The sequence below is a fragment of the Stenotrophomonas maltophilia genome (assembly GCF_900186865.1).
GTDB lineage: Bacteria > Pseudomonadota > Gammaproteobacteria > Xanthomonadales > Xanthomonadaceae > Stenotrophomonas > Stenotrophomonas maltophilia.
Genome location: NZ_LT906480.1, coordinates 3,722,363 through 3,736,072 on the forward strand (window position 1 = coordinate 3,722,363; position 13,710 = coordinate 3,736,072).

Here is a 13,710-nt window from a genome sequence, read left to right on the forward strand (position 1 = left end):
GCTCCCGGAGCCTGCCGTGCCCGTAGCCCTGCCCCGCCGTTGGCGCCTGCCCCTGTTGTGGCTGCTGATCATTGCTGCGCTGGCAGCGGGGATCGGCCTTCGGCAGCCGCAGCCGCCGGACGAGCCGCGCTTCGTGCTGGCGGCCCGGACCATGGTCGAGAGCGGGCAATGGCTGCTGCCGCACCGTGGCGTGGAACTGTATGCGGAGAAGCCACCCGTCTTCATGTGGCTGCAGGCCGCCGCCTACGAGATCGTCGGCAGCTGGCAGTGGTCCTTCCTGCTGCCGTCGTTGCTGGGCGCCCTGCTCAGCCTGTGGCTGGTGTCGGACCTGGCGCGGCGGCTGTGGTCGCCACGACATTCCATCTACGCCCTCGCTGCGCTGTTCTGCACCCTGCAGTTCGGGCTGATGGCCAAGCGTGCGCAGATCGACATGGTGCTGGTGGGCATGACCACCGTGGCCCTCTGGGGCCTGATGCGTCATCTGTGTGAACGCCGCAACCTGCCTGCCCTGTGGCTGGCCGGCTTCGCCGCGGGCGTCGGCACGGTGACCAAGGGCGTGGGTTTCCTGCCGCTGCTGATGGTGCTGCCCTGGTTCGGCTGGTGGCTGTACCAGCGCCGCCGCGGACGCACGGTGGAGGGTCCGCATCCGGCAACCCTGCTCTGGCTGATCCCGGCCTTCCTGCTCGGTGTCGGGGTGTGGCTGGCGCCGCTGGGCTGGGCCCTGCTGCACACGCCCAGTGCCGAACTGCAGGCTTATGCGCACGAGCTGCTGTTCAAGCAGACCGGCACCCGTTATGCCAATGCGTGGCACCACCGGCAGCCCGCCTGGTATTACCTGCAGGTGATCCTTACCCTGTGGCTGCCGGGCAGCCTGCTGCTGCCGATGCTGTTCAAGCCCTGGTGGCGCCGTATCCGCCGTGGCGATCGCCGCCAGTGGCTGCTGCTGGGCTGGGCCGTGCTGGTGCTGGTGTTCTTCAGCGCCAGCCCGGGCAAGCGCGAGGTATACCTGCTGCCGATGTTGCCGGCGATGGCGCTGGCCGTAGCCCCGCTGCTGCCCGGCCTGCTGCGCCGCCTGTGCGTTCGCCGCTACCTGTTCGGCTACAGCGTAGTGCTGATGCTGGCCACTGGCACGCTGGGCGTGATGCTGCTGACCGAACACGCTTGGGCGGTGGCCCAGCTGGAACGCCGCGCCATGCCCGATACCCTGCTGCCGGTGCTGGGCGATGGCCTGCTGACCTTCGCCATCGCGCTGGCCACGCTGATCGTGTGGCTGCGGGTGCGCCGCGCGGCGACGCTGGTGCTGCTGACCCACGGCATGCTGTGGATGCTCTACGGCCTGGTACTGATCCCGGCGCTGGATCCCTATGCATCGGCGTCAGCGCTGATGCGCCGGGTCGGCGCGCGGATCGGACCGGATGCCGAACTGGCGCTGGTGGCCTGGCGCGAGCAGAACCTGCTGCAGGCCGACCGCCCGGTACGCGAATTCGGCTTCAAGCGGCCCTGGGCAGAGCAATGGCATGACGCCGGCCCTTGGCTCGCTGAGGCGCCGGACAAGCGCTGGCTGCTGGTGCTGGACGATGCGATGAGCCCCTGCGTGGATCCGGCCAAAGTGATCGACATCGGTGTTGCCAACAGGAATCGTTGGCAACTGCTTCCCGGTACCGCATGGAACCCGGAGTGCCACGCCGAGCGGACAGGATCGACTGCCGAAGAAGACTGAACGTTGACATGCGCCGAGGACTCATTAACCCGGCGCGAACGGGCGTCCGACCCTTCTCCGACATCCAGGTGACGAGCATGAGCGCGGATTCCCGAACCGCCCCTTCCCAGCATGCCCGTCCGTCCCCTTGATTCGGTAGCGCCGCTTGCGACACCACTGGCGTCTCGATTTGCGGTAACTCACCTCTGGCTGCCTGTCGCAATCGGTCTGCCATTGTTTACGCTGCTGATGGACTTCGGCGGCGATCAATGGGTGGCCGATCACCTGTTCCGTCTTGAAGGCAGCCACTGGGCGCTGCAGGACACCTGGATCACCCGCAGCGTCGTGCACAAGGCCGGCAAATGGTTGAGCACGGCGGCAGCGCTGGTCGTGACCCTGCTGTGCTTCCACCACTGGCGTAGGGGTCGCGATCGCACCCTGCAGTGGGCGCTGCTTTATGTCGTGATTGCCATGGCACTGGGCACCGGCGTGATCTCCCTGCTGAAGTCGCTGGTGCCGATGGAATGCCCGTGGGACCTGCTGCGCTACGGTGGCCACCAGCCTTTCATCGGTCTGTTCACCCTGCGCCCGGAAGACATGCCGGCACAGGCCTGCTTCCCGGCAGGCCACGCCAGCGCAGGCTATGCGTGGCTCTGCCTGTACTTCTTCGCGTTGCTGTGGCGGCCGTCCTGGCGCTGGACCGGGCTCTGGATCGGCCTCGGCACCGGCCTGGTGTTCGGGATCAGCCAGCAGTTGCGGGGCGCCCATTTCCTTTCGCATGACATTGCCACCGCGTTGATATGTTGGCTGCTTTCGTTGGGCCTGTATGTTCTGATCCACCGTCAGCTGGACCGTCCCCACCGCCAGAAGGCAAACGCATGAGTGCATCGGTCCAACGCCCCGCCCGCCTCCCCGCCCTTGCGGGTCTTCGCAACTGGCGGCCGCAGCTCTCCACGGAAGCACTGATCGCGCTGACCAGCCTGTTCTTCGCGGTGGCCGGCAACGGCCTGTTCTGGCACAGCGCGATGGCGAGCCATCCAGGCAGCCTGCGTTACGCGCTTTCACTGCTGCTGTTGCTGCTGGGTGCGCACGGCGTGCTGCTGGGCATCCTGGTCTGGCGCTGGAATGCCAAAGTGGTAATCAGCCTGTTGCTGCTGGTAACGGCGTTCGCTGCGCACTACATGAGCCGGTACCACATCTATCTGGATGCGGACATGCTGCGCAACGTGCTGGCGACCGACCCCAAGGAGAGCCGCGAGCTGATGACCGTATCGCTGCTGTGGCCGCTGCTGCTGGCCGTGCTGCCGATGGTGGTGCTGTGGCGCGTGCAGCTGCGCCGACGCAGTTGGGGCCGCAGCCTGCTGTGGCGACTCGGCTTCCTGGTCGTGGCGGCGGCGACCGCAGTTGGCGGTGCGCTGATCTCGTTCCAGGATGTCTCGGCGCTGATGCGCAACCAGCGCGAAGTACGCTATCTCGCCACCCCGGCCAACGTGCTGCTCGGTATGCCGCGCGCGCTGCGTGGCGACAACCCGGTGCAGCGCGCGCCGAAGCTGCCGATCGGCACCGACGCCAAGGCCACGCCACGCGCCCCGGCCAGCAAGCCGCGCCTGCTGGTGATCGTCATGGGCGAAACCGTGCGCGCGCAGAACTGGGGGCTCAACGGTGGCCGCAACACCACCCCGGAGTTGGCCCAGGCACCGGTGATCAACTTCCCCGACATGCACTCCTGCGGCACCAGCACCGAAGTATCGCTGCCGTGCCTGTTCTCGCCGTGGGGACGCCACGACTACGATGAAAAGAAGATCCGTGCACACCAGTCGCTGCTGCACGTGCTGAACCGCGCCGGCATCGCGCCGTTGTGGCGTGACAACCAGTCCGGCTGCAAGAGCGTCTGCGAAGGGCTGGAGTTCCAGTCGCTGTCCGATGCGACCACGCCGGGGCTGTGCGCCGATGGCCGCTGCATGGACGAGATCCTGCTGCAGGACCTGGCCACCCAGGTGCGTGCCAAGCCCGGCGACCGCGTGGTGGTGCTGCACCAGCTGGGCAACCACGGCCCGGCCTACTTCGAGCGTTACCCGGCAGCCTTCGCGCGCTTCAAGCCAACCTGCGACACCCGTGACATCGGCCGTTGCTCTCGCGAAGAGATCACCAACAGCTATGACAACGCGGTGTTGTACACCGATCATTTCCTGAGCAAGACCATCGGCACCCTGCAGGGCATGCAGGATTACGACACGGCGATGATCTACCTGTCCGACCATGGTGAATCGCTGGGCGAGAAGGGCCTGTTCCTGCATGGCGTGCCGTATGCGATCGCTCCGGCCGAGCAGACCCGCGTACCGATGACGATGTGGTTCTCGCCGGGCTTCGCCAGCAGCCGTGGGTTGGACCTGCAGTGCGTGCGCAAGCGTTCGGCGGCGTATACCGACCACGACAACCTGTTCCCGTCGGTGCTGGGCCTGATGCAGGTCAAGACCTCGCTGTATGAGCGCGATCGCGACCTGTTCGCCAACTGCGAAGGTTGAGGGTTGTTCGGCAGGGCTTGCAGCCCTGCACCCGCGGTAGTGCCGGCCGCTGGCCGGCAGCCTCGACAGCAACAGCAACAGCAACAGCAAAAGCAAAAGCTGGCATTCCGTGGATTGGCGGGGTGGGTCCGGTTGCGGGGGACGCTGCAAGTACGTCCATGTAAGCTCGGTCGCCGCATCCATGCGGCTCACGCCCCCGCAACCGGACCCACCCCGCCTTCGACAGATTTCCGCGATCTGTTGGAACGACGCATTGCCCTGGTGGGTGTCGACCTTGGTCGACACAGTAGATCCACGCCATGCGTGGATGACTCATTCGATATCTGACAGATGTGTCGACCAAGGTCGACACCTACCAACAGCACACGGAATCTGTCGGAGGTGGGGCGGTGTCGGAGTGCGGGGTGTCAGCCGCATGGATGCGGCTGCCAAGCCTACAAGGACGTACCTGCGGCGTCCCCGCACTCCGACACCGCCCCGCCAAACCACGGACAGTCCGCTGTTGCTGTTGCTTCGGCCTTTGCCCTTGCTTGAAAGCCTCTGCGGGTGCCGGGCGCCGCCCGGCCGACTTCCGCCACTTGCGGTCGCAGCCACTGCCCACTAGCCTTCGGCCGTCGTTCACCACCCAAGGACCGCCCGTGAAACACCGTCATCTCCTGCTGGCCTCGGCAATCGCCGCCGCCACGCTGGCCCTGGCCGCCTGCAAGAAGGAAGCTGCCCCAGGCACCGATACCGCCAGCAGCAGCGCCCCGGCCGGCGAAACCGCCGACCAGTTCGTGGCCCGCATCAATGCCGAATTCAAGGCCGCCTACCCGGAGATGACCTCGGCGCAGTGGCTGTCTTCCACCTACATCAACAGTGATTCCGAACGCATCGCGGCCAAGGCCAACGAGCGCTCACTGACCCAGCTCAACAGCTGGATCGAGCAGGCCGCCAAGTTCGACGGCAAGCCGATGAGCGAGGACAGCAAGCGTGCGATCCACCTGCTGAAACTGATGTCCTCGATGCCGGCGCCGCGCGATCCGGCCAAGCTGGCCGAGCTGACCCAGATCGCCACCCGCATGGAAGGCAGCTACGGCGCTGGCAAGTACTGCACCGACGCCAACGATCCGAACTCCTGCCGCCAGCTGGGCGAGCTGGAACAGGTACTGGCGCGCAGCCGCGACTACGACAAGCAGCTTGACGCCTGGCAGGGCTGGCACAGCACCACCAAGAGCATGCGCGGCGACTACCAGAAGTTCGTCGGCCTGGTGAACGAAGGCGCCAAGGGCATGGGCTTCACCGATGCCGGCCAGATGTGGCGCAGCGGCTACGACATGCCGCCGGAGCAGATCGGCCCGGAAACCGACCGCCTGTGGGAACAGGTCAAGCCGATGTACGAGCAGCTGCACTGCTACGCGCGCGGCAAGCTGGACAAGACCTATGGCAAGGACAAGGCCGAAGTAGGCAATGGCCTGATCGCCGCGCACCTGCTGGGCAACATGTGGCAGCAGGACTGGTCGAACCTGTGGGACCAGCTGGAACCGTACCCGGGCGCCGGCAGCCTGGACATCACCGCGGCGCTGGAAAAGCAGTACCAGACCAACCTGAGCGCGGCGCTGGCCAAGGCCGGCAAGGATGCCAACGTGGCCGCGCAATACAAGGCGCAGCGCGAGGCCGAACTGCGTACCGCCAAGCAGATGACCGAGCGCGCGCAGGACTTCTACGTGTCGCTGGGCATGCCGTCGCTGCCGCAGTCCTACTGGGAAAAGACCCAGTTCATCAAGCCTGACGACCGCGACGTGGTCTGCCACGCCAGTGCCTGGGACATGAACATGGAAGGCGACGTGCGCACCAAGATGTGCATCAAGCCGAACGAAGAGAACTTCACCACCATCTACCACGAGCTGGGCCACATCTATTACGACCTGGCCTACAACCCGCTGCCGCCGCTGTTCCAGGGCGGTGCCAACGATGGCTTCCATGAAGCGATCGGCGACACCATCGTGCTGGCGATGACGCCCAAGTACCTCAGCTCGATCGGCCTGGTCGATGCGCCGACCGAAAGCCGCGAGGCGGTCATCAACAACCAGATGCGCATGGCGCTGTCAGGCGTGTCGTTCCTGCCGTTCGGGCTGATGATCGACCGCTGGCGCTGGGGCGTGTTCGATGGCTCGATCACTGCCGACAACTACAACAAGGCGTGGTGGGACCTGAAGGCCAAGTACCAGGGCGTGGCGCCGGCCAGCACCCGTGGCGAAGAGTTCTTCGATCCGGGCGCGAAGTACCACGTGCCGGGCAACACTCCGTACACCCGCTACTTCCTGGCGCGCATCCTGCAGTTCCAGTTCTACAAGGGCCTGTGCGACGCGTCCGGCTACAAGGGCCCGCTGCATGAGTGCACCTTCTACGGCAACAAGGAAGCCGGCCAGAAGTACTGGGCGATGCTGAGCAAGGGTGCCAGCCAGCCGTGGCAGGCCACGCTGAAGGAGCTGACCGGTACCGACAAGCTCGATGCCGGCCCGATGATCGAGTACTTCACCCCGGTCAACGAGTGGCTGAAGCAGCAGAACGAAGGCCAGATGTGCGGCTGGCAGGCCAACGCGGCTCCGGCGGCGAAATGAGAAAAGGGGCGGGTCCGCGAGGATCCGTCCCTTTCTGGTAGTGCCGGCCGCTGGCCGGCAACTACGCGATGAAGACCCAACGGGCAGCCGGCCAGCGGCCGGCTCTACCGCAACAGCAGTCAAAGGCCAGATGTGCGGCTGGCAGGCCAACGCGGCCCCGGCGGCAAAATGAAAAAGGGGCGGGTCCGAAAGGATCCGCCCCTTTCCGGTAGTGCCGGCCGCTGGCCGGCAACTGCACGGTGGAAATCCATCTGGCAGCCGGCCAGCGGCCGGCTCTACCGAAACAGCAGTCAAAGGCCAGATTTGCGGCTGGCAGGCCAACGCGGCCCCGACGGCGAAATGAAAAAAGGGGCGGGTCCGAAAGGATCCGCCCCTTTCCGGTAGTGCCGGCCGCTGGCCGGCAACTACGCGATGAAGACCCAACGGGCAGCCGGCCAGCGGCCGGCTCTACCGAAACAGCAGTCAAAAGCCAGATGTGCGGCTGGCAGGCCAACGCGGCCCCGGCGGCAAAATGAAAAAAGGGGCGGATCCGAAAGGATCCGCCCCTTTCCGGTAGTGCCGGCCGCTGGCCGGCAACTGCACGGTGGAAATCCGTCTGGCAGCCGGCCAGCGGCCGGCTCTACCGAAACAGCAGTCAAAGGCCAGATCTGCGGCTGGCAGGCCAACGCGGCCCCGGCGGCGAAATGAAAAAAGGGGCGGATCCGAAAGGATCCGTCCCTTTTTGGTAGTGCCGGCCGCTGGCCGGCAACTGCACGGTGGAAATCCGTCTGGCAGCCAGCCAGCGGCCGGCTCTACCGCAACAGCGGTCAGCTGTTCTTCTTCGCGGCCATCGCTGCGGCCAGCTCGGCCTTGAATTCCTCGAAGGTCTGGCCCTTCTCCCTGGCTTCGGCCTGTGCGGCATCGCGCAGCGCGTCGGAGTACATCAGGCGCACCGGCGTGCCGTTGCGCTCGTGCAGTTCACCGGCCTGCATGATCAGCGCCAGCACCTGCGCAGCGCTCTCGCTGTGGCCCGCGATGCGGCCGTCCATGCCCAGCACCCATTCGCCGTCGCGGCGCACGACACCGGCCAGCAGGGTGCGCTGTGCATCGCGCAGTTCCGCATGCGGCTCCACCGGCGAGGCCTGCGCGGCGGCCTTGTTGGCGGCCTGCTTTTCCTGGCGACGGCGCTGGTCGCGGCGGGTCTTGGAGCTGGTGGACATGGTGCGGTACCGCTGCGAAGGGGGGCGCAAGGATAGCGCACCCCGCCCGCAGCACCGCTTCACACCCCTCAGTCCAGCACTTTGCCGTGTCGCCAGTAGCCCATGAAGGTGATCGCGCGGCGGTCCAGCCCGCAGTCGCGCACCAGATGGCGACGGATCGCCATCACGGCCCCCGCCTCGCCCGCCACCCAGGCGTACAGCGGCCCGGCCACTCGGGTATCGGCCTGCTCCCAGAGGATCTGCGTATCGACGTCGATCTCCTCCAGCGCATCGCCGGCAGTCACGCCCGAGGTCGCTGCCAACCGCGCCTGGACCGCCTGCAGCAACCGCTGTCCGTAGGCGGCTTGCCCGCGCGGCAGCCAGACCAGCTCGGCGCTGGAGGGCGCCTTCAGGTGCACCGCATCACCGGCCTGCGCCACCTCCAGCAGCGCCAGCGTGCGCGGTGGGTCGACCATGGCCGCCAGTTCCTCGAGGATGCCGGCCACCGCAGGCAACGCGGTTTCATCGGCCACCAGCAGCACCTGGCCGACACCGGCCGGTGGCTTCCACTCCCAGCCCTCGCTGCTCTCGGCACAGTCGGCGTCCGGGGCCAGCAGCACCACACGGTCGCCTGGGCGGGCGTGCATGGCCCAGCGCGAGGCGGGGCCGGTTTCGCCATGGATGACGAAATCGACGTCGACCTCGCCCTGCTCGGCGCGCAACTGGCGGATGGTGTAGGTACGCATCGGCGGGCGCTTGTCGTCCGGCAGGGCCCGGTAGCGTGGGTACCAGTCTTCACCGCTGGGGACCTGCGGCACCTTCTGGCCGGGCAAGGGGAAGAACACCTTGATGCGCTGGTCAGGGCCTTCGGTCTTCATCCGCGCCACGTCGGCACCGGTGAACACCATGCGGTCCAGGGAAGGGGAAAGAACGCGGCGCTCCTTCAGCGCCACCTCGAACAGGCGGTAGGTCTGCTGCGCAGCCATGGGGAACCTCATGCAACGACATCGGATTGGCTGGCTGTCGTGCATCCACGCACCGGCTGGCTGGAGTGCCCAGCCTAGTCCGGTCGTTCCTCTTCGCAAGCGTTGCGGGCAAAGCGGCCGGCCCTACCCCTGCGCGCTGCTCAATGGCCCGTGCAGGCCGCCTGTGCCGCGCGTTCACGCTGGTGTTCCCAGTACCAGAACACGAAGCCGGCGGCGAAGAACGCGGCCTGCCCCAGCGCCAGGTGCAGCGGGCTGGCGCTGAGCAGCGGCGACACCACGCCGGCCACCACCGTGCTGATCATCAGTTGCACGAAGGCCTGCAGCGACGAGGCCAGGCCGCGCTGGTGCGGGTACATGTCCAGCACCGCCAGCGCCAGGATCGGGAAGATCAGCGCCATGCCCATGCCACCCAGGAAGATCGGCAGCACCGCCCACGGTAGCACGAACTGCGGCGACAGCGCCACGTAGCCGACATTCAGCAGCACCGACAGCGCACACAGGCCGAAACCAATGGACACCTGGCGGGTGGGCGTGGTGTGCCCGGCCATGCGCCCGGACAGGAACGAGCCGGTGGTCATGCCGCCGATGGTGGGGATGAACAGCCAGGCAAAACCACCCTCGCCCAGATGCAGGTGCTGCATCACGAACACCGGCGCCGAGGAGATGTACAGGAAAATGCCGCCGAAACCGATGCTGCCGGCCAGCGCCAGGCGCAGGAACCGCGGGTTGAAACCGATGCGCACGTAATCACGCAGCAGCACGCGCGGCGACAACGGCACCCGTGCCTCCACCGGATGGGTTTCCGGCAGGTAGCGTGCGGTGGCCGCCAGCAGGAGCAGCGCAAACATCACCAGGAACCAGAAAATCAGTGGCCAGCCGGCGCCACTGAGCAGGATCCAGCCGCCAATGATCGGTGCGATGGCCGGAGCGATGCCGAACAGCATCGATACCTGGCTCATCAGGCGCTGCGCGTCGTGTCCGTGGTACAGGTCGCGGATCACCGCGCGGCCGACGATCATGCCGACGCCCGCTGACAGGCCCTGCAGCGCGCGGAACGCCAGCAGCGTGGTCAGGTCGGTGGACAGCGCGCAGCCGACCGAAGCGCCGACGAACACCACCAGGCCACCGAGGATCACCCGCTTGCGGCCCCAGGCATCGGACAGCGGGCCGTGCGCCAGGCTCATCAGACCGTAGAACAGCAGGTACACACTGATGGTCTGCTGCACCGCCACTTCGTCCACCGCCAGGCGCTGGGCCAGCTGCGGGAACGCCGGGAAGATGGTGTCGATCGAGAACGGACCGAACATGGCCAGGCCGGCGAGCAGCAGGGCCATGCGGCGGGTGGAGGGAGCAACAGCGGCGGTCATGGGAAAGGCGTCCGGCAGGGCCATGCGCGGCACGCACGGCGGGCACCGGTCCCCTGCAGCAGGGACGGCGCCAGATGAATTCGGGTATCCGTCCATCATAGGTGGGGATTGCGCCTGATGCCATGCAGCAGTGCACAAAACGCACGGACAGGCCATCGGCCATTCAGGCGCGGCCTCCAGGACCGAAGGCGGCCGCCGCGCCCGCAACGGGCTATAATCGGCGGGCAACACGGTGGGAGAAGCGGAACACCGCTGCCGAAGGCGCAACGCCCGTAATCGCTCAGGCCCGATACCACCCGTAACACAACTCTGGAGAGACCGGTTCGATCCGGCGCCGAAGGGGCACGAAGCTGCGGTCCGCCGCGCTTTTAAACTCTCAGGCAAAAGGACAGAGGGGCGCCCCGCAGACCGCCGACCGGCGGCTTGTGCCCGTGCGTGTGCCCTTTCCTGACGGATCCTTCGCCATGTCCCAGAACACCCCTTCCCTGCGTGAGCTCGAGCACCACAACGCGTTCGTCGAGCGCCACATCGGCCCCAACGACGCCGAGATCGCGCAGATGCTCGACGTCGTCGGCCACGCGTCGCTGGATGCGATGACCGATGCCATCGTGCCGGCCAAGATCAAGTCGCCGGCACCGCTGGCACTGCCGGAGTCGATGACCGAAGTGCAGGCACTGGCGAAGATCCGTGCGATCGCCGACAAGAACACCGTGCTGCGCAGCTTCATCGGCCAGGGTTACTACGGTACCCACACGCCGAACGTGATCCTGCGCAACATCCTGGAAAACCCGGCGTGGTACACCGCCTACACCCCGTACCAGGCGGAAATCTCGCAGGGCCGCATGGAAGCGCTGATCAACTTCCAGACCCTGTGCGCCGACCTGACCGGCATGGAAATCGCCAACGCCTCGCTGCTGGACGAAGCCACCGCCGCCGCCGAAGCGATGACCCTGGCCAAGCGTTCGGCCAAGTCGAAGTCGGACACCTTCTTCGTGCACGACGCCGTGCACCCGCAGACCCTGGAACTGCTGCGTACCCGCGCCGAGCCCATGGGCATCGTGCTGCGCGTCGGCACCCCGGCCGAAGCGCTGGAAGCAGAAGCCTTCGGCCTGCTGCTGCAGTACCCGGATACCTTCGGCCAGGTCGGCGACTACAAGGCGCTGGTCGATGCCGTGCACGCGCGCGGCGGCCTGGTGGCCGTGGCCACCGACCTGCTGGCCCTGACCCTGCTGGCTGCCCCGGGCGAATGGGGCGCGGACATCGTGGTCGGCAACAGCCAGCGTTTCGGCGTGCCGTTCGGCTTCGGTGGCCCGCACGCCGCCTTCATGGCCTGCCGTGACGCCTACAAGCGCTCGATGCCGGGCCGCCTGATCGGCGTTTCGATCGATGCCCAGGGCAACCCGGCCTACCGCTTGACCCTGCAGACCCGCGAACAGCACATCCGCCGCGAGAAGGCCACCTCCAACATCTGTACCGCGCAGGTGCTGCTGGCGGTGATGGCCTCGATGTACGCCGTTTACCACGGCCCGGAAGGCCTGACCCGCATTGCCCGCCGCACGCACCGCCTGGCCTCGATCCTGGCCGCAGCGCTGCGCAATGCCGGCGTGCAGGTCGGTGGCGACTTCTTCGACACCCTGCACGTCACCGGCGTGCATGCCGATGAAATCCATGCCAAGGCACGCGCCGCCGGTTACAACCTGCGCGCGATCGACAGCGACTCGGTCGGCATCAGTCTGGACGAGACCACCACCCGCGCCGACATCGTCGCCGTGGCTGCGGTGTTCGGTGCCTCGCTGGACGTCGACGCGCTGGATGCCAGCACCGCCGACGCGCTGCCGGCCGGCCTGCTGCGCCAGTCCGCGTTCCTGACCCACCCGGTGTTCAACACCCACCACAGCGAGCACGAGCTACTGCGCTACCTGCGTTCGCTGGCCGACAAGGACCTGGCGATGGACCGCACGATGATCCCGCTGGGTTCGTGCACCATGAAGCTCAACGCCACCGCCGAGATGATCCCGGTGACCTGGCCGGAGTTCTCGCAGATCCACCCGCTGGTGCCGGCCGACCAGGCGCTGGGCTACAAGGAACTGATCGACACGCTGGAAGCGATGCTGGTCGAATGCACCGGCTACGACGCGGTCAGCCTGCAGCCGAACTCCGGCGCACAGGGCGAGTACGCCGGCCTGCTGGCGATCCGCGCCTACCACCGCTCGCGCGGCGAAGGCCACCGCGACATCTGCCTGATCCCGGATTCGGCGCACGGCACCAACCCGGCCTCGGCGCAGATGTGCGGCATGAAGGTGGTGGTCACCAAGACCGATGCCAACGGCAATGTCGATGTTGAAGACATCCGCCTCAACGCCGAGAAGTACAGCGACCGCCTGGCCGCGATCATGATGACCTACCCGTCCACGCACGGCGTGTTCGAGGAAGAGGTGGTCGAGATCTGCGAGATCATCCACCAGCACGGCGGCCAGGTGTACACCGACGGCGCCAACATGAACGCCCTGGTCGGCGTGGCCAAGCCCGGCAAGTGGGGTTCGGACGTTTCGCACCTGAACCTGCACAAGACCTTCTGCATCCCGCACGGCGGCGGCGGCCCGGGCGTCGGCCCGTGCGCGGTCAAGGAACACCTGGCCCCGTTCCTGCCGGGCAAGCTGGGTGACAACGGCCCGGTCGGCATGGTCAGCGCCGCCAGCTTCGGCAGCGCCTCGATCCTGCCGATCAGCTGGATGTACATCGCGATGATGGGCCGCGAAGGCCTGCGCAAGGCCACCCAGGTCGCGCAGCTCAACGCCAACTACATCGCCAAGCGCCTGGCCCCGCACTTCAAGACCCTGTACACCGGCCGCAACGGCCTGGTAGCACACGAGTGCATCCTCGACGTACGCCCGCTGGAGAAGACCAGCGGCATCGGCGCCGAGGACGTCGCCAAGCGCCTGATCGACTTCGGCTTCCACGCCCCGACCCTGAGCTTCCCGGTGGCCGGCACGCTGATGGTCGAACCGACCGAGAGCGAATCGCTGCACGAGCTGGACCGCTTCATCGACGCGATGATCCAGATCCGCGAGGAGATCACCGCGATCGAAGACGGCCGCCTGGACCGCGAGGACAACCCGCTGAAGAACGCGCCGCACACCGCCACCGCGGTGACCGCCAGCGAGTGGACCCACGCCTACCCGCGCGAACTGGCTGCCTTCCCGCTGGCCAGCCTGAAGCAGAGCAAGTACTGGCCGCCGGTGGCGCGCGTCGACAACGTGTACGGCGACAAGAACGTGATGTGCGCCTGCATCCCGGTCGATGCCTACAAGGATGATGAAGTCGAGGCTTGATTCCTCGCGGCATCGGTAAA

8 protein-coding genes and 1 riboswitch are annotated in these 13,710 nt (G+C 66.9%); of the genes, 5 read left to right on the forward strand and 3 right to left on the reverse strand.

Annotated elements, in window-relative coordinates:
- The first annotated feature begins 16 nt into the window (after positions 1–16).
- The 4 genes from CKW06_RS17760 to CKW06_RS17775 all read left to right on the forward strand — a co-directional run bounded on the left by CKW06_RS17760 (position 17) and on the right by CKW06_RS17775 (position 6,827).
- Positions 17–1,720 (forward strand): ArnT family glycosyltransferase, encoded by a 1,704-nt coding sequence (locus tag CKW06_RS17760; protein ID WP_005410618.1) that lies wholly within the window; start codon positions 17–19, stop codon positions 1,718–1,720.
- A gap of 111 nt (positions 1,721–1,831) precedes the next feature.
- Positions 1,832–2,581, forward strand: coding sequence for a phosphatase PAP2 family protein (locus tag CKW06_RS17765; RefSeq protein ID WP_024957205.1), 750 nt, complete (start codon positions 1,832–1,834; stop codon positions 2,579–2,581).
- Positions 2,578–4,224 (forward strand): phosphoethanolamine transferase, encoded by a 1,647-nt coding sequence (locus tag CKW06_RS17770; protein WP_024957204.1) that lies wholly within the window; start codon positions 2,578–2,580, stop codon positions 4,222–4,224. Before CKW06_RS17765 ends, CKW06_RS17770 begins: the two co-directional genes overlap by 4 nt.
- 638 nt (positions 4,225–4,862) lie before the next feature.
- Positions 4,863–6,827, forward strand: coding sequence for a M2 family metallopeptidase (locus CKW06_RS17775; RefSeq protein WP_005410621.1), 1,965 nt, complete (start codon positions 4,863–4,865; stop codon positions 6,825–6,827).
- An 806-nt stretch (positions 6,828–7,633) separates the two neighbouring features.
- Here CKW06_RS17775 and CKW06_RS17780 read toward each other — a convergent pair.
- From CKW06_RS17780 to CKW06_RS17790, 3 genes are all read right to left on the reverse strand, one after another.
- A complete protein-coding gene (locus CKW06_RS17780; protein WP_005410623.1) occupies positions 7,634–8,026 on the reverse strand; it encodes a hypothetical protein in 393 nt (130 codons plus the stop codon).
- A gap of 68 nt (positions 8,027–8,094) precedes the next feature.
- A complete protein-coding gene (locus CKW06_RS17785; protein WP_024956947.1) occupies positions 8,095–8,991 on the reverse strand; it encodes a siderophore-interacting protein in 897 nt (298 codons plus the stop codon).
- A gap of 140 nt (positions 8,992–9,131) precedes the next feature.
- Positions 9,132–10,358, reverse strand: coding sequence for a multidrug effflux MFS transporter (locus tag CKW06_RS17790; RefSeq protein ID WP_024956946.1), 1,227 nt, complete (start codon positions 10,356–10,358; stop codon positions 9,132–9,134).
- Positions 10,359–10,657: 299 nt separating this feature from the next.
- A riboswitch (glycine riboswitch) is annotated at positions 10,658–10,760 on the forward strand.
- A 62-nt stretch (positions 10,761–10,822) separates the two neighbouring features.
- On the opposite strand from CKW06_RS17790, the gene gcvP reads away from it, so the two are divergent.
- Complete coding sequence (gene gcvP, locus CKW06_RS17795; protein WP_024956945.1) at positions 10,823–13,690, forward strand: aminomethyl-transferring glycine dehydrogenase; 2,868 nt, start codon at positions 10,823–10,825, stop codon at positions 13,688–13,690.
- Positions 13,691–13,710 lie beyond the last annotated feature (20 nt).